General features: G+C 32.1%; 15 protein-coding genes. 1 reads left to right on the plus strand and 14 read right to left on the minus strand.

Features of this window, described 5'->3' with window-relative positions; genetic code table 11:
* Nucleotide 1: 1 nt before the first annotated feature.
* The 8 genes from DFQ06_RS19130 to DFQ06_RS19165 form a co-directional block, all read right to left on the minus strand.
* Entirely contained in the window at nucleotides 2-2,557 is a 2,556-nt protein-coding gene (locus DFQ06_RS19130; protein WP_133969436.1) for a zinc-dependent metalloprotease, read from the minus strand.
* 90 nt (nucleotides 2,558-2,647) lie between these two features.
* Nucleotides 2,648-4,291, minus strand: coding sequence for a sensor histidine kinase (locus DFQ06_RS19135; protein WP_133969438.1), 1,644 nt, complete (start codon nucleotides 4,289-4,291; stop codon nucleotides 2,648-2,650).
* 1 nt (nucleotide 4,292) lies between these two features.
* A complete protein-coding gene (locus DFQ06_RS19140) occupies nucleotides 4,293-5,063 on the minus strand; it encodes a LytR/AlgR family response regulator transcription factor (protein ID WP_133969440.1) in 771 nt (256 codons plus the stop codon).
* Nucleotides 5,064-5,322: 259 nt separating this feature from the next.
* Nucleotides 5,323-5,946: a class I SAM-dependent DNA methyltransferase gene (locus DFQ06_RS19145; protein WP_074939840.1), complete on the minus strand. Its 624-nt coding sequence runs from the start codon at nucleotides 5,944-5,946 to the stop codon at nucleotides 5,323-5,325.
* 171 nt (nucleotides 5,947-6,117) lie between these two features.
* Complete coding sequence (locus DFQ06_RS19150) at nucleotides 6,118-8,937, minus strand: M16 family metallopeptidase (protein WP_133969442.1); 2,820 nt, start codon at nucleotides 8,935-8,937, stop codon at nucleotides 6,118-6,120.
* Nucleotides 8,938-9,028: 91 nt separating this feature from the next.
* The gene (locus DFQ06_RS19155) at nucleotides 9,029-10,372 is read right to left on the minus strand and encodes a RagB/SusD family nutrient uptake outer membrane protein (RefSeq protein WP_042505953.1); all 1,344 of its coding nucleotides are present in this window, start codon (nucleotides 10,370-10,372) and stop codon (nucleotides 9,029-9,031) included.
* 13 nt (nucleotides 10,373-10,385) lie between these two features.
* Entirely contained in the window at nucleotides 10,386-13,892 is a 3,507-nt protein-coding gene (locus DFQ06_RS19160) for a SusC/RagA family TonB-linked outer membrane protein (RefSeq protein WP_159140110.1), read from the minus strand.
* Between the two features lie 190 nt (nucleotides 13,893-14,082).
* The gene (locus DFQ06_RS19165; protein ID WP_133969446.1) at nucleotides 14,083-15,237 is read right to left on the minus strand and encodes a FecR family protein; all 1,155 of its coding nucleotides are present in this window, start codon (nucleotides 15,235-15,237) and stop codon (nucleotides 14,083-14,085) included.
* A gap of 94 nt (nucleotides 15,238-15,331) precedes the next feature.
* Here DFQ06_RS19165 and DFQ06_RS19170 point away from each other — a divergent pair, with 94 nt between their 5' ends.
* Complete coding sequence (locus tag DFQ06_RS19170; RefSeq protein ID WP_042499411.1) at nucleotides 15,332-15,919, plus strand: RNA polymerase sigma factor; 588 nt, start codon at nucleotides 15,332-15,334, stop codon at nucleotides 15,917-15,919.
* A gap of 56 nt (nucleotides 15,920-15,975) precedes the next feature.
* Here DFQ06_RS19170 and DFQ06_RS19175 read toward each other — a convergent pair whose 3' ends face one another.
* The 6 genes from DFQ06_RS19175 to DFQ06_RS19200 all read right to left on the minus strand — a co-directional run bounded on the left by DFQ06_RS19175 (nucleotide 15,976) and on the right by DFQ06_RS19200 (nucleotide 20,597).
* Nucleotides 15,976-16,347, minus strand: a complete 372-nt coding sequence (locus DFQ06_RS19175; RefSeq protein ID WP_133969448.1) for a hypothetical protein — start codon at nucleotides 16,345-16,347, stop codon at nucleotides 15,976-15,978.
* Between the two features lie 15 nt (nucleotides 16,348-16,362).
* Complete coding sequence (locus DFQ06_RS19180) at nucleotides 16,363-16,962, minus strand: WG repeat-containing protein (protein WP_133969450.1); 600 nt, start codon at nucleotides 16,960-16,962, stop codon at nucleotides 16,363-16,365.
* A 27-nt stretch (nucleotides 16,963-16,989) separates the two neighbouring features.
* Nucleotides 16,990-17,478: a hypothetical protein gene (locus tag DFQ06_RS19185; protein WP_133969452.1), complete on the minus strand. Its 489-nt coding sequence runs from the start codon at nucleotides 17,476-17,478 to the stop codon at nucleotides 16,990-16,992.
* A gap of 272 nt (nucleotides 17,479-17,750) precedes the next feature.
* Nucleotides 17,751-18,308 carry a hypothetical protein gene (locus DFQ06_RS19190; RefSeq protein WP_133969454.1) on the minus strand — a complete coding sequence of 186 codons (558 nt, stop codon included), beginning with the start codon at nucleotides 18,306-18,308 and terminating at the stop codon, nucleotides 17,751-17,753.
* Nucleotides 18,283-18,846, minus strand: coding sequence for a hypothetical protein (locus tag DFQ06_RS19195; RefSeq protein ID WP_133969456.1), 564 nt, complete (start codon nucleotides 18,844-18,846; stop codon nucleotides 18,283-18,285). Before DFQ06_RS19195 ends, DFQ06_RS19190 begins: the two co-directional genes overlap by 26 nt.
* A gap of 152 nt (nucleotides 18,847-18,998) precedes the next feature.
* On the minus strand, nucleotides 18,999-20,597 hold the full coding sequence (locus DFQ06_RS19200) for a reverse transcriptase domain-containing protein (protein WP_133969458.1): 1,599 nt from the start codon (nucleotides 20,595-20,597) through the stop codon (nucleotides 18,999-19,001).
* Between the last annotated feature and the right edge of the window lie 386 nt (nucleotides 20,598-20,983).

Genomic DNA, 20,983 nt, shown 5'->3' on the forward strand with positions numbered 1-20,983 from the left:
TTTAGTTTTTCAAATTATATTCAATCCTTGCTATTAAGTCTCTATAATGTGCCTTGGTAGCTCGGTCTCCTTTATTTTCTTTTTTCTTTAAAAGCTTCAACACTTTTTCTAGCGCAGCTCTTTTACTAGTGCCTATATCTGCAACTCTTGGCAAATATGAAAAATGTATATTCTTAAAATTATTATCTTCTTCGGAAATTGTTTTTTCTTTCGTTTTTTCTAATAATTTATTTCGATCTACCGTTAAAACATCGATGTAGTTTTTTTGAGTAATACGATCGAACATATCTAAAGATTTACCCTTTTGTGTATTTGCAAAAATGGCATCGAACAACCTATCGAAAACATACTGTTCCGTAAAAGGCTCACTATCTTTATCGGCTAATACTTCATTTTCGGTAATACGCATTAACCTATCCGTTTTTATTAAAGCATAAATGGCATTGGTTTGGTGAATACGCAACATAGATACTGGCGAATAATAGCGTTCACCATCTGGAGCATCTCTAACGGCAAAGACTTTATTAATAATCTCTGGCATAAACAACCATTTCTGGGGTAAAACGGCATTATCAATAATATATTTTAAAGCTTCCTTTTGTATTTTTGCAGGTACGGGCTCAAAGGTGTTTTTGCCATCGCCATAAACGGTATTATTAACATAAACGCCACCAATATTCGCCATAACATGACCATTATAGGTGCCCCATTGATCTATAACTGCTTTGTACAGTTTTGATGCTTTATAATAATCTTTACCTTCTTCTTCCGTCCAATCTAAAATATTAGGCAGTATTCTCTTTAAGTTTTTAAGTCCGTACTCACTAGCTTTAACGGCATTATCTCCCAAATCTTCACTTTGCGATCGTGGATCTACCACCTCAGCTTGTTGTGCGCCATAAAAATATAACGGATCGTTTTCATGTTTACGAATCCATTGATTTAATAAGGGTATTTCTTGATGTGCCGTTGTGTTCTCAATCCATCTATATCCCCAATCGATAGCATATTTATCATATACCCCAATTTTAGGTGTAATATCAGTAACGTTATCTTCTGGTTGCGCTACATAATTAAAACGCGCATAATCCATAATTGAAGGTGCTGTACCGCCCATTTTAGAGGTAAACGTTTTAGAACGTAACGAATCTACAGGGTAGCTAAAAGATGCTCCCATATTATGCTTTAAACCAAATGTATGACCAACCTCATGCGAAGACACAAAACGAATAGCCTCGCCCATATGCTCATTAGAAAATGTATTCGCTCTTGCTTTAGGATCTATTGGCCCTGTTTGTACACGAATCCAGGAATGCAAACCTTTCATTAGGTTATGCCACCAAATAATATCAGACTCTAATATCTCACCACTTCGTGGATCGACTACAGAAGGCCCCATAGCGTTTTGCTTCTCGGAGGCAGCGTATGTAATTACCGAATATCTCACATCATCGGCATCAAAATTTTTATCTGCTTCCGAAGGAAACTTCACTTTTATTACATTTTTAAAACCAGCGGCTTCAAAAGCAACATTCCAATCGTAAACCCCTTGTTCTATATACGGTCTCCATTGTTTTGGAGTTGCAGGATCTAAATAATAAACAATTTGTTTTTTGGGTTGCACCAATTCGCCTTGCTTATATTTTTCTATATCTTCTTCTTTAGGTTCTAATCGCCATCTCGTAATCATACCTCTAGTTTCCACTTCTTGCTGCTCATCAGAAAAATAATCCATCGGTTTTGTAAAATATCCGATACGTTTGTCTGAAAAACGAGGTTTCATTACATCTGTTGGTAATAAAACAATATTTGTGGTTACACCAATGGTTAAAGGTAAAGCTGGACTTCCGCCTTCACTAACCGAAGTTGTTAATAGCGATTTTACAACAACGTTTTCTGGGAAAGATTTAATAGATTCTAAAATAGATAAATTTGCCTTTACACTTCCTCCTAAACCAATATTAGTAAGCAAATCACTAAAGCTCTTTTCTTTACCGTTAAATATTTTATTTACTTTAATAAATACAGAAGTAGAGTCAGTATTTTTTGTTTCAATTTTAAATTCTTCTATAATAGATTCTCCAAAATTATCTTTCACAGATAAGGTAATAGCATCGTTTTTTGGAGATTGCACTCTTGGGTTTACAGTTTTAACCCAAACCTTATTAAGCACGGTATCTCTATAAAAACGAACCAACTTGGTTTCAAAAGTCATACCTTTATTTAAGCCATGGCCATTTAAAGCATAAGGCACGCTAGACACTTTATTTACAATTAATAAATCTCTGGAAAGCAACGAGTCTGGTACTTCAAAATAATAATCTTCTTTAATAGAATATACATTGAACAGACCTTTTTTAACATGGCCGTCTTTTAAAAACTTCTTATAGGTTAGTTTTTTATCATCCGTAGAATCTATAGAATCGCTTTCTACTTGGTTTTCTTTGTCGTTTTTTTCTTTTTTGTCTTGAGCATAGCCAGAAAAACTGGTAACTAACAAAACAAAAAGCATTAAAACTTTACCCAATAACTCACCTTTAAAAGAAGAGAACCTCATAATTGATTTTATTAAGAAACCAAATTTGCACGAAATTAACAGGTTAACAAAACAGAATAGAGTGAACTCATTAAACAAGGGAGTGAAATACTATTTTGAACTGATATACGGTAATACACACACAAATTCGCCATTAATAACCTCAGTTTTAAAGGTAGAAATTTGATAATATTGATACGTGTTTCCTAAATAATTGAGCCCAATGTGGTGGCTATCTTTAGCTTTATGCTTTCTTGGTGTAAAGTTATTTTTAACGGTAATAAAATCGCTATTAATAATAACATCTATGATTAAGGGCTTTTGTTTCGTTATTTCGTTATGCTTTATCGCATTTTCCACCAAGGTTTCTAAAGATAAAAATGGAATTTTCCGAAGTAAAACTTTATCATCACAATTATTTATAATAGATACTTTTAAACTTTTATTAAATCTAATTTCTTGTAAAAACACATATTGCTCTAAAAATGTCAGTTCGTTTTTTAATGAAATTAAATTCCCATCCCTTTCATCTAAAAGATACCTATACACATCGGCAAGTTTTAAAACAAATTGCTGAGAGAGCACGGGATTTAAATCTATTAAAACATGTAAAGAATTTAAACTGTTGAATAAAAAATGTGGATTTATCTTTTTCTTTAATTGATTTAATTGCAGCACCGCATTTTCTTTTTGATACTTTTCGTTAACGTTTATTAGATGCTCTTTCTCTTCTAAAACTTTTAAATTTTCTACATACTCCTTTTTCATTTGCAACCTAGAAGCCAACAAAAGCAACATAAAGGTAGAAAATGCCAAAAAACTAATCCATGAAAAATACCGTTGTATATTTTTTGTAGTTTCTTTTAAGTGAATATCTATCGGAAAACTCACAATAACAATTAAAGGTGTATCGCCCGTTTTTATGGTATCGTAATAACGTAATACCTCTAAGCCCAAAAACTCAGAAGTTGCTTTATCTTTTAGCGAGTTTACATTTTCTGGCACATAATAACCGTTAATTTTTAGAGAACTTTTTAAAATGGTTTCAATAGAAATAGTATCGAAATACATATCTATTTTTTTGCCAATATATTTTGTATCGGGATGCAAAACACAAACACCATCTTTATTGGTCACTACTGTGTAACCACCATCACCTTTATAGGTTTCAGAGAAATATGTCCAAAACGCAATTAAATCCACATCGTAACCAAAATAGATTACTGTATCATCTGGCAACTTTTTGGCATAAATTTTTCGGTTTATTACCTTTTCATTTTTAGAGATAATAGTATCTATTAAAACATCCCGATTTACAAACCGAATATCTTTTAAAAGGATCTGTATCTCTTCAGCATACCCAGCGTCCTTTTTATTAGAAAAATATGTTTCATCCACACTGTTTTCTAGAGTTAAAGAGACAAAACTGTTATGTATGCTATGGTGCTCTATCACCAAATCTGCCGTAAAAAGCAACTTCTCTCTTAGAAATCCAAAAGTATTATTTTCTGAATTTTGAATAATTTTTTGCGCCTTTTTTAATCCGCCATTTAACTGATTAAATTCGAAGGCAACAATATTTTCTTTTGATTTTAAATTACCCTGAATAATATCTTGAATTAAATCTTCGGTAACCGAGGTTATTTTTGGAGTTATTAACGAACTGCCTATAAAAAAAACAGCAATAAGTAAAATACTTATATAGAGGTACTGTTGATGTTTTTTTAAGCGTGTCCAGAATTTGGATGACTGCATATTATTTATTTAACCACGCTTTAAAAGCATTAACATTTTTAGAACTAATAAAAATAAAATCTTTAATATTTGGAGAGGGCTCTAGTTCTATTTTTAATCTATTCTGACTGTATTTTACAATCGTTTTTATGGCATTATGCCTAACTATAAATTTTCTGTTTATTTTAAAAAAATCTTTTTTCGATAATTTTAATTCTAGATTCAATATGGTATCATCATACAAATAACTTTCGCCTGTAGTTGTATATAAAAAAAGTGATTTATTTTCGGCCATAAAATAAGCAATCTCTTTATGAGTAATAGATAACAACTTGTCGCCTCTATAAACTAAAAAGCGTTCCTGCTCGATTTTACTATCTGTTGCCCCTTTTAAATGCGCCAATAAATGTTCTATTTGGCCATAATCTGCAGTTGGTGTTGCTGTGTAATCTACATACTTTCCAAGCGCCTTATCCAGTTTATGTTTGTCGTAAGGCTTTAATAAATAATCTATGGCAAAAAACTGAAAAGACTGTATAGCATACTTATCAAATGCTGTTGTAAAAATAATAGGAGTCGTAATTTTTAAGGTTTCGAAAATCTCAAAACTTTCACCATCACCTAAATGAATATCACTTAAAATTAAATCGCAACTATTACTCTTAAACCACTCTATAGATTGCGCTACACTTTCTAAGCGTTTTTTAATAGTAAGCTTATGTTCACTTTTTAACAACAACTTCTCTAAAGATTCTGCTGCTAAATCTTCATCTTCAATAATAACAACCTCCATTATAATTGGTTTTATTCTATCATTTTTAAAACACAAAAAACACGTGCTACACGATAATGTTATAAACAGCTATCAACACGTTTTTTTGGGTATAAAAAAAATTAAATACATGGCAGAAGGTGCTCCGCCCTTTATAGATACTAATTTAAAGATGCAAAGATAAGTCTAATCTTATTTTAAACTAACAATACAAAAACCTTTTTGTTTTTAGCGACTTACAAACTCGACTTTTAGCTTTTTACCAGAAACTGAGCACATGTTATTTTTTAAAGACAAAAGAAATTAATCTAGGTAATCCGTGTTCCGCACCAACATCAAACCATTCTTTTAACTCTAATAATTGTAATCCATTTTTTTTGGCTTCATCGATATATTCTGAAACATGATGAATATAAACTTCTAGTTCCTTAGTGCCTGCCTCGGTTTCGTATCTAGCTTTACTACCCGAGTATTGTTTAAAAGGATGTAATTCACTTATAAAAAAGAGCCCCTCCTTTTTTAATTTTAAATATGCTTGATTGAAAATATAATCTAAGTTCTCTATATGTTCTAGCGTTAAACTACAAGTGATAAGGTCGACAAAATTATTATCGACGCCCCAATTTTGGGTTAAGTTTGCTTTTTTAAAAGTAACCTTGCTGTCTACTATTTTCTCTTTTGCTTTGTTCAGCATTTCTTCTGAAAAATCTAAACCTATAATCTGTTGCGCATGAGCCAATAACCATTCGGTATTTTTACCTGTGCCACAACCCAACTCTAGCACATTGCTAAACTTATATTTACTTAAGGTTTCAATGGTGCACTTTTTATCTAAATCTCGCGTGCGGTTTTCGTTGGTGTCGTATTGATTGGCCCAAATATTATAGGCTTGCTCTATGCTCATGCTGTACTCTTTATTTGTACTCTAAAAAATGAACGCTGTAGTTTCTGTAACTAATTTATGAAATATATTTCATTTAGAAAATACGCCAAGGGTTTAACAAAAAAAAACTTCCTTTAAAATTATAAAGGAAGCTTTTCAAGTAACTATTAATTAGGGTTAGGGTATTTATCTTTACTCTTTTTTCGAGGATTCTTCTGGCAATAAAATAAACTCGGCATAATCTTTCATATCAAAATAGTTATTGGCCGCATCTTTAAACATTTTAGAGTTCAACTTATTAATTTTACTTTCAAAATCTAAAATAGACTCTGGGTTTAAATCGTATTCATAAGCAGTTTTAAGTTTATAAAGCCAAAACGAGTTTACTTCTAAAAACTCCTTAGCATTTGCTAATTCAGCTTCCTTAATTTTATTAACATCTTCTTGAGACGGACCATGTTTTTTAATTTTTTCTATTTCTTCAAAAACTTTAGCCTTTAATTTTTCGATATTTTCAGGATCGCAAGAAAACCTTATATTAAGTCTAAACCACTTGTATGGAATATCTGAGGCAAACCCAGAAACTTTAACACCATAAACACCTGCCATTTTTTCTCTTAACTCTTCCGTTAATTTTATTTTAAGCACTTTTGCTAACAAGCTAATTTTCTCTTTTTCTTCTAACGAAAAATTAAATGTACCTGTAAAACGCATATCAACTTGGCTTTTATTATCTAAGCCTTTTATTACGGTTTCTTTAATACCGCCTTTTGCATAGCGCAGCCCAGTATCTTTCCAAGTACTTTTTTCATTTAAATTAGATGGCAAACTTCCTAAATATTGATTTACAAGTGGTTTAAGCACCTCTAAATCAACATTACCAACAACAACAAACAAAAAGCCATTTGCTGATGAAAATCGCTCTTTATAAAAACTGTAAACCTCGTCTAAATCTAATTCTCTCTCTATTTGCTCTACAGTTTCTGGTATAGCTCTTAAATGATTTTGAGACATAACTTCGGTTATACGCTTTTCAAAAAAACCGCCAGGATTATTATCCGAATCTTTATACAACGACTTTAAACTTTCTTTTTTTGTATTAAATACAGCAGCATCTTTGTTTGGCTTAGTAAAATATAGGTTTACCATTTGCAACATACTTTCCAAATCTCCAGACGAGCTATTACCAGATACCAATTCGTTATAATAATTAATATAGGTTTTAAGCTTTAGGGTTTTCCCCATGTTGAGCTTTTTCAAATCAGCATCTGATATACCATTAACACCACTAGCACCAATAATACTACTAGCATTTCTAGCCGAAACATAAAGTGAATCTGGAGCCACAGAACTTCCTCCTGGTCTAAACCCGTTAAGTGATATTAAATCATTTTGGAACTCGGTTGGTTTTACAACCACTGTAATACCGTTGGATAACTCCCAAGTTGTTGTATTAATCTTTTTATTATACGTTTCTTTTAAAACCTTACCTGGCTTTGGTTTTTCCGGCATTAATTGAATATCACCCAATTCATCTTTATAAGGTTCTATAGACTTAGTTTTTACCTGTGTTAATATGCTTTCTATCTCACGCTCTGTTGGCAATTTTAAATCACTTTTCTCTACAGCTTTTAACAATACAGTCATATTATCATCTCTTACCCATTCTGTAGCTATGTTATTAACATCTTGTACTGTAATAGAAGGAAAAACCTCTGTATAAAACTGATATACAAATGCATCACTAGGTATAGGTTTAGCATCTGTAAAGTTATCAATGTATTGCTCTACATAATATTTTGTAGAAATTTTACCTGTCTCTTTTTGACGTAAATCAGCATTATTCAATAAAAGTTTTTTATAACGTTCCAGTTCTGTTTCTGTAAAACCAAATTGCTTAGCCCTCGAGCTTTCTATCAACAAGCGCGTTATGCCTTCATTAATTTTATCCTCCTTTAGTTTAGCATTTAAATAATAGCTATCCATATTGCTTAAAAAGTTTCCAATACCCGCATTTGTAGATAAGAAAGGAGAATTTGCTTCTAGCACTACATCGGATAATCTTTGGCGTAGCATACCAGAATAAAAGCTTTTTAATAATTCTATTTTATAGTCTTGTAAGGTTGTTACTGGCGTCTCTTCTTTTTTAACATAAACAGAAACACTAGCGCCTTGTGTTTCTTCATCTGTAATTACAGATACCACAGGAGAACTGTTTTCTGGAATTTTATAATAGATTCTTTCCTTAGGGTTTTCGGGACCCTCAATACTACTAAAAAGGGATTTTACCTTTTTTTCGGCTTCTAGCACATCAAAATCTCCAACCAAAACTAAGGCCATTAAATCTGGACGATACCAATCTCTATAAAACCGTTTCATGGCATCATAATCCGAATTTAAAATAACATCTAATTTCCCTGCTGGAGCGCGCTCAGCATAGCGCGAATTATTGGTTAACTCACCTATAGACTTGTAATACATTCGCATACCTGCGCCTCCTCTTGCTCTAAGTTCTTCGGCAACAATACCACGTTCTTTATCGATTTCGTCATTTTCAAACGTGATACCATTTGCCCAATCTTTTAAAACTTGCAAACTGGTATTAAATGTTTCGGTATCGGTTGGTACAGATAATTTATAAACGGTTTCATCAAAACTAGTATGTGCGTTTAAATCTGCTCCAAACTCCACACCTAAACCTTGTAAGTAATCTATAAGTTTGTTTTTCTCAAAGCTTTCGGTTCCGTTAAAAGCCATATGTTCTACAAAGTGAGCTAAACCCTGTTGATCATCGTCTTCTAAAATAGATCCGGCTTTAATAACCAATCTAAACTCAGCCTTATTTTGAGGTTTTGCATTATGTTTGATATAATATTTTAGTCCGTTGCTTAGTGTACCCATTTTAACGGTAGCATCGGCCGGTACTTTATTATTTAAATTAATGTTTTGCGAAATACCGCATATGCTATATAGGCACAAGATATTTGCAAAAACTATGTTTTTAATGTTCATGTTTTAGGAAATAAAAAATAGTAAAATAGAGCTTCAGACTGTTATATAGCCTGAAGCACTATACTGACTAAATAATTGAAAAAATTAATTTTTAAATACCCAGATACCCTGGATTTTGTGGCCCGAAGAGTGTATTATTTTCTAATTCGCTAATAGGAATTGGAAAAATATACTGATTGGAGCTGGTAACATTTGTTTTAATTTCTTCAATTTTACCATGGCGAATGGCAGCAAACCAAACGGCCCCAGTTTCAAAACAAAGTTCTTTTACATACTCGTCGAAAATGATATCAAGTAATTCTTCTTGAGAGGTATACTCTAAATCTGGAGCAGCACCGCCATACGCTCTATTACGCACAGCATTAAGAGTTTCTTCCGCTTGAGCGAGTAAATTTAAACGTGCCTGACATTCTGCTTTTATTAAATAAACTTCGGCCAAACGCATATAATTTGCTGGTCCACCGCTTACACCACTCGTGTATATTTTTTTAAGGAACAAATTACTCGTATTGTATGATGCCTCTTTTCTTGGATCGTCTACTAAAAAGTCCTGAAGCCAAGGAGAAACCTTAACTAAACTTTGATAATAGTATGATAACTTACTAGCTTGCCCTTCTCCATTTATTCTAGAAAATATTACTTCGCTATTTGCTACACCATTTTCAAAAACATCTTCAAAATTAGATTCTAATTCTACATCGCCAGAGTTAATAACCTCATCGGCTAATAGAACAGCCGCTTCGTAGTTTTCCTGACCACCCATATACAGCAGAACATTTGCTTTAAAAGCCTTCGCGGCTATTGAAGATGCGTAATAATTGTATGTAAAAGCCGCATTAAGCTCAATACTTTTATCTAAATCGTCTAAAATAAAATCGTAACTTTCTTGTACTGTAGATCTGGCTATTTTACTATTTTCAACAGTAGACACCGTATTTTGAAGTACAATACCATAGTCGCTAGACAGGTCGAAAAACTGACCAAAACTTCTTAGCGCAACATAGTGACCAAAGGCTCTTAGAAAATAGGCTTCACTAAGAATTCTATCATGTTCGCCTGCGGAAACTGATGCATTATCAGTTACTGCCGAAATTGTAGCATTGGCAGAGTTAGTAATATAATACGGCCACTCGTAAACCGTGTTTAAAGAAACTTGGCTAGAATCGAAACTATTGTCTGAAGCTTCGCCAAAAATCCAAGTTGAATTTGTTGTTGTTAGCGAACCATCCATTAAAGGCAACATAACTTCCAGATACTGATAGTAAGTCCAGTTTAGCTGTGTATAAACCCCTACTAACGAGGTTTGCGCACTTTTATCATCGGTAACTAATTGATCTTCGAATAAATAATTTTCTGGCTGAACATCTAACGCCGCATCGCAAGAACTAAAAAGGATGCCTGTTAAAATTGTGAATAATATGATGTTATTTTTCATTGTCTTAAATCTTTTAAAAGGTTAACCTTACTCCAGCGATAAGCTGCTTTGATACAGGGTACTTGTTACTATCTATTGGTGTTCTAAAGCTTGCAATATTTGCAAACTCAGGATCGGCACCCGGATAATTGGTAATAGTAAACAAGTTGGTTGCCGTTACGTATAAATAAAGCCCCTGAAAATTGATATTTTTCAACGCTTGACTATCTAAGTTATAACCTAATGTTACTGTTTTAATACGCAAGTAATCTCCTTTATGCACATATAAACTAGACTGTCTGCTATTTTGGTTCCCACCTGTTAAATTAGTTCGGTAAACCGCTCTTGGGTATTCAGCATCTAAGTTCTCTGGCGTCCAACGATCTAAGGCTATCAATTGCTTATTCCCTTGGTCGTTTAGTGACGTATAGCTATAAGTATTCTCTCCTGCCTTCCAGTAAATATCGTTACCAAGACTATAATTTGCGAAAATATTTAGAGACAAACCTTTATAGTTTATATTGGTATTAAGACCTCCAAAAAAATCAGGTTCAATGCTACCAATATTTGTAACATCAGGGCCAGATGCAGAAGAACTCACTTCGCCATCGCCATCTAAATCGGCATAATAAACATCTCCAGGACTTGTTAATGATGACTGATATAAACCACTTGGCGCACCAGCATTTAAATTATCTATTTGTTCCTGAGACTCAAAAAGTCCGTTTGCCACATGCCCTCTAATTAAACCAAGCGACTCACCTTCTTTAAAATACAAACCGTTTAAATAAACAGCACCATACTCATCTTTATAACTACTATTTAATTTTACTATTTTATTGTTTGCTGTAGCAGCATTAAATCCAAAATTCCACTTTAAATCTTTTTTATTGATAAGGTCAAAGTTTAAGGTTAACTCTATCCCATTATTCTGTGTATTTCCTAAATTAGAAATTACAGTATACAGGCCGCTAGAAGACGCTAATTCCGTTTGATACAATACATCTTTTGTGTCTTTTTGGTAGTATCCAAACTCACCTTTTATTTTATTATTTAAAACAGCAAACTCAATACCAATATCTTTTTGCGTTGTAATTTCCCATTTTAAATCAGGGTTACCAATACGCAATGGCACAACACCTGTATCGCCATTATACACTCCATTAGTTCCGTTTAAAGCACCGTATAAACTAAAAGATTGGTTAGGATCGAAGGTAACATTACCCGATTGCCCAATACTACCTCTAATCTTTAAAAAGTTTAACCAATAGGCATTATCCATAAATTTTTCGTTATGAATATTCCAACCTAAACCTAAAGCAGGAAAGCTTGCCCATCTATTATTTGCTCCAAATTTAGAAGAACCATCTGTTCTTCCTGAAAAATTTAAAATGTACTTATTATCATAATTATAAATAAAACGAGAGAAAAACGACACTAAAGTACTTTTTGTAACGGCTTCCTGTGCAGAAAGACTTTCACCAGCATAACTAATACCCGTTAACGTATCATCATTCGGGAAGTTTTCACCATAAAAATTAATAGTCTCCGTGTTTTCATTTTGAAAGGTGTTACCAACTAAAACATTAAAATCACTTTTTCCTAAAGAAAAATCATAAGTAGCAGTTGTTTCTACAGAAGGGTTAATGGTTTTTCTATTTACCAAAGCTCCTTTACCATTAGTAGTAGCACCACTTACAGAGTAGCTTGGGTAGAAGCTATAACTTTCAGAATCTATTTGCTGAAGTATTCCTGTAGTTTTAATAAACAAATCTTTAATAGGCTCAAACTCAATTCCCATATTAGCAAGCATAGAAAAGTTAGTTGAAGTTACTCTTCTATCTTTAGAAGTTAGCGGATTATAAATATCTCCAAAACGAGACACAAGATTTCCATCTTCATCATAAGGTGTTACATCTGGTCGTAAATAGGTTGCTGCTTCTAAAGTTGAGTTAAGGCTGTTTAAAGCATAATCACTTTCTACACGACCTAAACTAATGTTAGTAGTAAACTTTAAATTATCTTTTATTTTTTGATTTAAGGACAAACCAAAAGCATACCTCGTTAATTTATCACCAATAATAGCGCCATTATCATTTTGCAAACTTAAAGATGAATAGTATGAACCATTATCGCCACCACCTCTAACACTTAAAGCATAATTGGAGGTGTTTGTAAATGTTTTCACAGATAAATCTTGCCAATCGGTATTAGTGGTTAAATCAACTTCTGTTCCTGCCAAAATACCTTGCCCAAAAGAATCTGTAGTTGGTACAGTACCTCCAGAATTTACATAATTATTAATAGCCTCAGAATAAAGTGTTTGATACTGAGCCGAATTAAGCACATCTGTTTTTTGAATTAGATTTGCTCTTTGTGTAATAGAAAGTTGAAACTCCGGTTTTCTGGCTCCTCTTCCTGTTTTTGAAGTAATAATAACAACACCATTTGCAGCACGAGACCCATAAATTGAAGTGGCTGTCGCATCTTTTAAAATGGTAATAGCCTCTATATTATTAAAATCGATAAAACCTAAATCGTTATTAAAACCTTCATTTTCTAACGTAGTAGATTCATTATTACTAATACTATCAATAAAACCAGCATATCCGGGAGTTTCTGTATTTGGAGTAATAGGTATACCATCTACAACAAATAACGGTTGGTTGGTTCCTAAAAGAGACGAACTACCACGAATACGAACTCGAGCCGCAGCACCTGGTTTTCCACTTGGACTACTTACCTGAACACCTGCTACCTGACCTTGCAAAGCCTGATCAACATTAATTATGGTTCCTTGTAGTGCTAATGCAGACACATCGATAACACCAACAGCACCCGTTAAAGCTTCTTTTTTAACTTTACCATATGCAACAATTACCGTTTCTTCTAAACCTGTTACAGAACTTTGTAACTTAATATCAATAGTGGCTCTATTATTAATTTGTACTTCTTGAGTTTCATACCCCACGTACGATACCACAATTGCTGTAGCACCTTTAACGTAAGGTAATTTAAAATTACCATCAAAATCTGTACTGGTACCATTTCTAAGCCCCTTATAGACAATTGTAGCTCCTGGTAGAGGCGCACCATTTTCATCGGTAACTTTACCTTGTAAATTTTGCTGTACAAACTTGTTTACCGCTTCTTTTATAGTATGTATAAGCGGTTTACTTTCTTCTTTTTTTACTATAACAATTTGTTTATTTACAACCTTGTAATCAACATTTAAGCTTTTAAAAAGTCTTTTTAAAACATGTTCTAGTTTTTCTTTATCAGAAGTAATACTTGTGATTTTACTTTTCACAAAAACGTTCTTTTCGTAGAGAAATTTAAAATCTGTTTTTCTTTCAATTTCACTTAAAACATCTTCAACATGCATATTTTCGCATGTCAATGTAATTTTTACATTTTGAGAAAACGTATTGGCATGAATTTGTAACAACGTAAAAAAGAGCAATAGAGAGGTTAGCTTCATTTTTAAACTAATTTTAGAGAGAGATAGTACTTCACCCATCTCAATAATGAATTTTTTCATACTTTTGGTTTGATTTAATGTGTTAGACATTGGAATCACTTTTTACTAAATCGGAACGTGTTGCTGCATTTTCCGATTTTTTTTATGTTATACTACAATTGCTGTTGTAGTAAACTGTAAAATAGCAACTTTAATTTTCTTTGAAATTGTGTTCTAATTTGTCAGTTTTCAATCATTAATTTTATTGTTTTTATGGATTAATTATAATGTTGTCTTTATTAAATTCATATTCAAAATTTCCGGAGGTGCTTAAACTTTCTAATACCTCGTAAATATCTTCTGTATCAAATTTGGCTGTAAAATAACGTTGTTCTAACTTTTTATCTTTATTAATAAAACTAACATTATACTGCCTCTCTAGTTTTTTTAATATATCGGTAAAAGCAACCTCATGTAAAATTAATCGGCCATCGAGCCAAGCCACATGTGGTTCCACATCTACCTGTTCTACATCAATAGCATTGCTATACTTGTTCCAGGCAGCTTTAAAACCTGGCTTTAGAATAACAGACTCTTTGTTTTGCGTTCCATTTCTAGACACATCTACAGAGCCTTCTACTAAAACAGTACTTATATTTTCATCTTCAGAATAAGATGATACATTAAATTTTGTACCCAACACCTTAACATCAATATTATTCGCGTTCACTATAAAAGGATGATTTTCATCTTTAGTTACATTAAAAAAAGCTTCCCCTTTTAAAAACACTTGCCTGTTTTGACCACTAATAAAATTAACAGGATATTTTAATGACGAGCCGGCATTTAAAGTAACAACAGTCCCGTCGGATAGTTTAAGCTCAAAACGTTTTCCATACGGTACACTTAAGGTATTATATATCAATTTACCATCTACTACGTCAGTATTATAAACTAGCTTATCTCCTCGTTGCGTCCCTATCACCTTACCATCGCTACCTATAATTTCTTGTACATCATCTTTATTAATAACAACTACGGCTTTATCATTCTCTAATAGAAGTTCTATTTGCTCTTCTACTAACTCTAAGGTTTTAGGCGTACTAAAAAAACCTTGCATCAACACATAGCCTAACCCTAAAAACAGTATTAAAACAGCGGCATACCTAAAAGCGATACGTTTAATTTTAAATACTTTTTCTGCCTTTTTATCTTTACTAATAATATCCAACAAATGCTTTTTTGTTTGCATAGCGTTGTACTCCTTAATAGTATGGTTAATAGCGTAATTCGTTTTTACGTAGTTATCAAACAACGGTCCATGCCCTGGTGCTTTAAGCCATTGATTTAATTGATCTAACTCGCTTAACGATGCCTGATTAGTAAAGTATTTTACTATAATATTTTCTATTTCTTTAGAAACCATTATCCCCTTCTGTTTTATATTATAACGAAGTAAATTTCCAATACCCTAACTTTTTATCAACATTTTTTTAAATTAGCAGAAGAAAATTCACTGAATGACTGATTTCTCAATAAATAACGCAACACTAATCAAAGGGTTAAAAAAGGGCAGCACAGCGGCTTACACCCAGTTGGTAGACCTGTTTCACCAAAAACTTTGCGTTTATGCTTATAGCTTAACTCACGACCATAGTACAGCAGAAGATATTGTACAAAATGTATTTGTGAGTATTTGGCAAAAGCGAGAGAAATTAAAAGATGATTTTAACCTGAAAAATTATTTATACAAATCTATATACAACCAGTTTATTGACCTTTACAGAAAAGAAAAAGCAACTATAGCTTTAGAAAAAAAATATATAGAGGCCTTAGATACTGTAGTTGAAGATCAAGATAACAACATAGAAAACTTAATTTCCCTAGTAAAACAAGAAATACAAAACCTGCCTCCAAAATGTAAACAAACCTTTATTTTAAGTAGACAAGAAGGCTTAACTAACGTTGAAATTGCAGAATATCAAAAGGTATCTATTAAAACGGTAGAAGCTCAAATCACAAAAGCCTTCTCTATTATTAGAAAAAATATAGGCAGTAAAACTAGCGGAATTTTATTCTTGCTATTTGGTAAACACGCCTTAAAGTAAACCGCTCTCTTTTTTTAAGCACAGCTAGGTACAACTTCAGTAAACTTATATTCTACTTAATACAAGCGCTCTAGTTTAAACCACCACATAAAAACAAGCATCCCCACTAAAGCCAATACGTGCAACCAAAACCCAATATAGGTTATCACGTTCACAAAAGTTTTATTATAGAATTTTGTAATAGAAGATATAGCGCATAATAAAACACAAACCTCAAAACCGAGTACAAACCATTCTCTCGTTTCGAAGTGATGCGTTTTTATATTCACGGTATCGACAGCCCAAGAAATAAGCATCCCGATTACAAAAACCGCATTTACATAAGCAATAGATAATGCGGTCTTTTTTGTTTTATATCCAATGGAAATCGCTGCTAAATGACAGATTAAAATAATAACTAATGCTATAATTACAGTGGTATCAATCATAGTTATTAATTAAGGTTAGTCTACCCGATTTCCTTTTTTATCAATCGAGAACCAATTGTCACTTTCCACAACACGGTGTTCATCTAAATCAAAATATTCTTTAGCGCTGTAAGTTACTTCGGCTTTTCCGTTTTCAAACCATTTTACATAGTCGTATTCGCAAGCAATTACAACCTGTCCGAATTTGTTAGCATATCCCATTTTACCGTTTCGGATTACTCGCGTTAACCCATCATTAAACGGTTCTAAGCCATTATCATACATCACAAGATCGAATAGAATATTCTCGTTTTTGTCTATCGCCATTTGGCGTCCATACGTACTATCGTTAGGATGCTCCATAACATTGGCATAAAACTCTAAAATATCTGTGCCGTAGTACGCGTATTTACCAAACGGAATTATAGTATCATTATTTTCGTTTACATAAGCAACACTTACACCATATTCTAGATGTTCCATGTCTGTAACTGCTTTCAGTTTACTATCCGGAATAGTATCTGCCAACGCGACATCAAAATACCGATAATTAGTAACATCTTTACCCACGTATTCCTTGCACGAAAGCGCTACAAAGGCACTAAAAATTAATAAGGTTATTGGTTTTATTTGCATTGTAATATAGTATCTAAACTAAAGTGCTTATCGCTTTTCTACTTTAACGGGCTTAGCCTCTAAGGTGTAATTTTTTAAAATTTCTTGAGCTTCACTCTCACTCAGTATTTTTAATTCCGAACTGCTTATGGCTTCTTTATCAGGCATCATAGAGCGCATTAAAATTAATCTAAAAGCCTCTCTTCTAGCACCAAGTTTTTCTTCTCCTCCGTTGTTTAAAGCATACGGTTTGTAGGCACTCGCCATATTCTGCCAAATATTTATTTCGTTATCTGGGTTTTGGTCGCGCTTAAAATTTGTAATTGTTTCATCTAGAGAAACTGGGTAAACCTCATTAAAAGTTTCTTGTATATCTTTAATTTTCGCCAATTGTTCGTCGGTTAATGCCTTATGCACTATTGGCCCTTGTGTTAAACCTTCAATTGGGGTGGTTTCAATATTAGAATTTTGTTTTGCTTCGTCCTTGCAAGATGTTACAAAAACAGCACATATAGCAATCAGTATTAACTTTCTCATTTATTTGTTATTTGTTCTTTGTTCTTTGTTTTAAAGCCAAAGTAACTATTAAAAATAAATATCACTCACTTTAGCTTATCTTAAAACTCATGTTTTTACAACTGAATATATTTATGCACTGTATAATCTGTCCGTACAATCTTCTTTTGAAAACGTATGCTTTTGTTGAGAACAGCAGCTAAAAACAAGTACAACTAGAATTATGAGGTTGTGTGAGAGTTTGAGGTTGTGTGTTTTTGTTTGGATGAGGTATATTAAATGGAAGCTAGCTTTTATTCTTTTCTTAACAACAGTAATTTTCTCATATTCGATATATGGTTTTTAATTTCTTTTTTTATCTCTTTTTTAGGTATTCCGATTTTTTTAAATTTTCTGTTTAATATGTTATTAAGTGTTTTATTCCATAAAACATCTGAATGCATCTCAGGTATTTCAACCAAAATCATTTCATCTGTTTTTTGGGAAACCTTTTCTCCTTTTTCACCATAAATTAGATATAAAGCTCTTGAAAGATGGATAGCATCTATTAAAGAATAATCTTTTTCTAAATTAAATTCTATTTCAAACTTATAATCCATTGGCTGACTAAACGCTATATGCAAATGCCAGATTTTGGGCCTAAAATAATGAATAAAAGGAGCTCCCCATTGAACGACCGCATCACCAGGAGGAGTGTCTAAGTGAATATTTATTAATTCTTTTAAGCTTTTGTCATTTTCTTTAGAAACTACTAAAGCAGGAATCATTCGTCCCTCTCCCAAAGTCGGGGAGGAAATTAATCCGTTTTCACGAACATAATAAGTATTAAGATTTATTGTTTTCAACTTCATAAACTAGATCTTTAATAAGATAAACATCAATACTTAATGAGTTATTCTCAACATCAGAAATTGTAATAACAAATTTCTTTACTCTAAAATTAATTAAATGTTGAGGGCATTTAAATATTAACCAACCTGATTTTATTTCTTTTTCATTTACTCTAATATTCGTATCTAATTCATTCAAGCCTTTATGTTGGATTGAATTAAATAATTCTGATTGATGTTTTAGTTTTACAACATTTATATCTTTTTTTTCATTAAAATATTGAATATCTAAATCACCGGTGAATGAATTTTTACTATTAGCCTGATTTGTGATTTTTATTTGAAATATTAAATACTTTTCCTTTTTAGTTAAGACACTGTAGCTATCAGCTAAGTATAATTTGAATTTATTCTTCTTTTCTTGAAAATCAGAAGTATCCATTCTTAATTTCTTACTAGCTATACTATGTCTTTTATAAGCAAAAAACACCCCTATGATAGCCACTACTGCCGTAAAAGCAAATTTCGGATTATTCTTAATTAATTCAATTATATCCATTCCAGATATTTTTTTTTAATAGCATCAAACATTTTTTTTCACATGAAACTTAGCATAAAAGAAGCTGCTAATTTTTAAGACAATTTAGTAACACCCAAATCTATAACTGAGAAACAACTCGCGTTATTTTCTTGGTTATAAAAAGGCAATAATTATTTCTTAGATATCGAACCTATCAAGAACAACTCTTCAGCTTCGTTCATTTTTATATTTTTAAACCACGCATTTTTTTCTTCTAAGTGTAATTTTCTATCTATTATTCTTACTATTTGTCTCTTTTCCCAAAGATCAGCCCTGCTATAATATTGCCTAATTTCCAATACTTGCCCACGGTCAATTATTTTTTCTAATGACTCTAAAGTTGCTCTCCCGATATATGCCCCAGCATTTCTGCGAAGTTCACGAAAGTATGTAAATAGAGCTTCCGAATTTTTGAAGCCCTCAGACGAAAGTAAATTCACAATTGCTATTGCTATATACTCTGGTAAATAATGAGCCTGAGCTAACAATTGACTAAAATCTGATTTTAAGGATTCACAAATCTCTTCAGGGATTTCTTTATAATGCTTGATTAGTAAATCAACGACATAAGGGTGGAATTGGGGAAACTTCTCTAAATACTTAGGAAGATCAACAAATTTTGTGTATTCTTTTTTATAAAGAATAACTCTACAATATTCACGAAAATCATCTGGTTTGATGATTTTTGCATTTTCAATACCATTTATGATACTATCACTTGATTTTTCTTGAATATTCCTAATTTCTTTCTCTGAAGCATTTCTAAATCTTGTTGGAATTGTTCCAGAATATCCAGATATTAATTTAACCTCTTTTTTTCTGTCAGATTTAATATCATCTATTTCAGTTTTAGTAATTTCTTTCTTTTTACTTGAGACATCTTCAATGTAAGTTTTACTTTGATTAATATACAAACCTTCAATACTCAATCTTTCTACTAACAATGATAACCAGTAATGAGCAGTTTTTGAGTCAGGAGCAAAAAAGCGATAGTCATCAACAAATCTGCAAAAATCAACTTTATGTGAAATCAAAAACTTATCAATATCTAATAGAGCAGCCTCTGCCAATATTCGACTAGCATTCGAACCGACAGGTAATCCATAGGAATCACGATTAGCCCAAAAAAGTAATATTTCATTAATTAGCTTTACTACGTTTTTATTAACGTTTAACGAAAGTAATATCGATTCTAATCTGTGTAGATTTAGTCTATCATAAAAATTAGATATATCACATTTAACTAAAACTTTAACAGTGTTTTTTTTAATCTTAGTACTAACATTATTATTAAACGAAGTAAAGTTAAATTTTGGATCAAAAACATATTTACCATTTAAGTCTTTTTTATAACGATAAGAAAATATTCTATTTTTAGATTTATTAATTCTATTTCGCTCAATATCATCTACTAACATTAATGCAAGCGACAAATATTTAATAGTATCCAAAGGATCAATTAGAGCACATTTCCGAAAATCAAAAGCCTCTTTTTTAGGATATAAGACATGGCTAATTGGATGGATTTTTAATGTAGTAAGTCCCAATCCTTTTTCAATACAATCTTTATTAATTGCCTTTTCAATTGAATCCTTAACAGAATCATAAACTTTATTTTTAAAAGCGATATCTTTCAACAGGTCAACTTCGAATGGTCTTGGAAAAATATCTGTCAACCCTTCTTGTAGAGTATTACTTATTGCTAATTGTATCGCTTTTTTTATATCCATTTAGTTCCTTCTAATTACTACTATCAAACAAAGACCAAAATCTCCATCCAACTACTTTACTAAATCAGCACAAAACACAAAAACAAAGCTCACCGCATTCACATTAAAACAACGGAACGTGCAAACAAGGTTTAGTCTAATATGCTAAACTTGGTTATTATATTTTCTATGTATATTCTTTAGGGAAGAATGGCAAAACACTAGCTTAAGGTGTATTGCAGGCTAAATATAAATATATTTTGCAAACCTGTTAACGTAAAGTGCTTTAAAATTCATTTTTAACATATTTAGGGTTGCTTAGATCTGTAGTTCTTCTTCTAAACTTGAGATATATTTGGGTATAAAAAAGCTATACTACTGAAAAACTAAATAACTTCATTTTAATT

The sequence above is a fragment of the Algibacter lectus genome (assembly GCF_004368925.1).
GTDB lineage: Bacteria > Bacteroidota > Bacteroidia > Flavobacteriales > Flavobacteriaceae > Algibacter > Algibacter lectus.

What these genes read in the sequence shown, in the direction of transcription:
- DFQ06_RS19200 (WP_133969458.1), bottom strand. Translation starts at nt 20,597, where the DNA reads ATGGATATAAAAAAAGCGATACAATTAGCAATAAGTAATACTCTACAA.
- DFQ06_RS19140 (WP_133969440.1), bottom strand. Translation starts at nt 5,063, where the DNA reads ATGGAGGTTGTTATTATTGAAGATGAAGATTTAGCAGCAGAATCTTTA.
- DFQ06_RS19180 (WP_133969450.1), bottom strand. Translation starts at nt 16,962, where the DNA reads ATGCAAATAAAACCAATAACCTTATTAATTTTTAGTGCCTTTGTAGCG.
- DFQ06_RS19155 (WP_042505953.1), bottom strand. Translation starts at nt 10,372, where the DNA reads ATGAAAAATAACATCATATTATTCACAATTTTAACAGGCATCCTTTTT.
- DFQ06_RS19185 (WP_133969452.1), bottom strand. Translation starts at nt 17,478, where the DNA reads ATGAGAAAGTTAATACTGATTGCTATATGTGCTGTTTTTGTAACATCT.
- DFQ06_RS19165 (WP_133969446.1), bottom strand. Translation starts at nt 15,237, where the DNA reads ATGGTTTCTAAAGAAATAGAAAATATTATAGTAAAATACTTTACTAAT.
- DFQ06_RS19145 (WP_074939840.1), bottom strand. Translation starts at nt 5,946, where the DNA reads ATGAGCATAGAGCAAGCCTATAATATTTGGGCCAATCAATACGACACC.
- DFQ06_RS19170 (WP_042499411.1), top strand. Translation starts at nt 15,332, where the DNA reads ATGACTGATTTCTCAATAAATAACGCAACACTAATCAAAGGGTTAAAA.
- DFQ06_RS19150 (WP_133969442.1), bottom strand. Translation starts at nt 8,937, where the DNA reads ATGAACATTAAAAACATAGTTTTTGCAAATATCTTGTGCCTATATAGC.
- DFQ06_RS19160 (WP_159140110.1), bottom strand. Translation starts at nt 13,892, where the DNA reads ATGAAAAAATTCATTATTGAGATGGGTGAAGTACTATCTCTCTCTAAA.
- DFQ06_RS19130 (WP_133969436.1), bottom strand. Translation starts at nt 2,557, where the DNA reads ATGAGGTTCTCTTCTTTTAAAGGTGAGTTATTGGGTAAAGTTTTAATG.
- DFQ06_RS19175 (WP_133969448.1), bottom strand. Translation starts at nt 16,347, where the DNA reads ATGATTGATACCACTGTAATTATAGCATTAGTTATTATTTTAATCTGT.
- DFQ06_RS19195 (WP_133969456.1), bottom strand. Translation starts at nt 18,846, where the DNA reads ATGGATATAATTGAATTAATTAAGAATAATCCGAAATTTGCTTTTACG.
- DFQ06_RS19135 (WP_133969438.1), bottom strand. Translation starts at nt 4,291, where the DNA reads ATGCAGTCATCCAAATTCTGGACACGCTTAAAAAAACATCAACAGTAC.
- DFQ06_RS19190 (WP_133969454.1), bottom strand. Translation starts at nt 18,308, where the DNA reads ATGAAGTTGAAAACAATAAATCTTAATACTTATTATGTTCGTGAAAAC.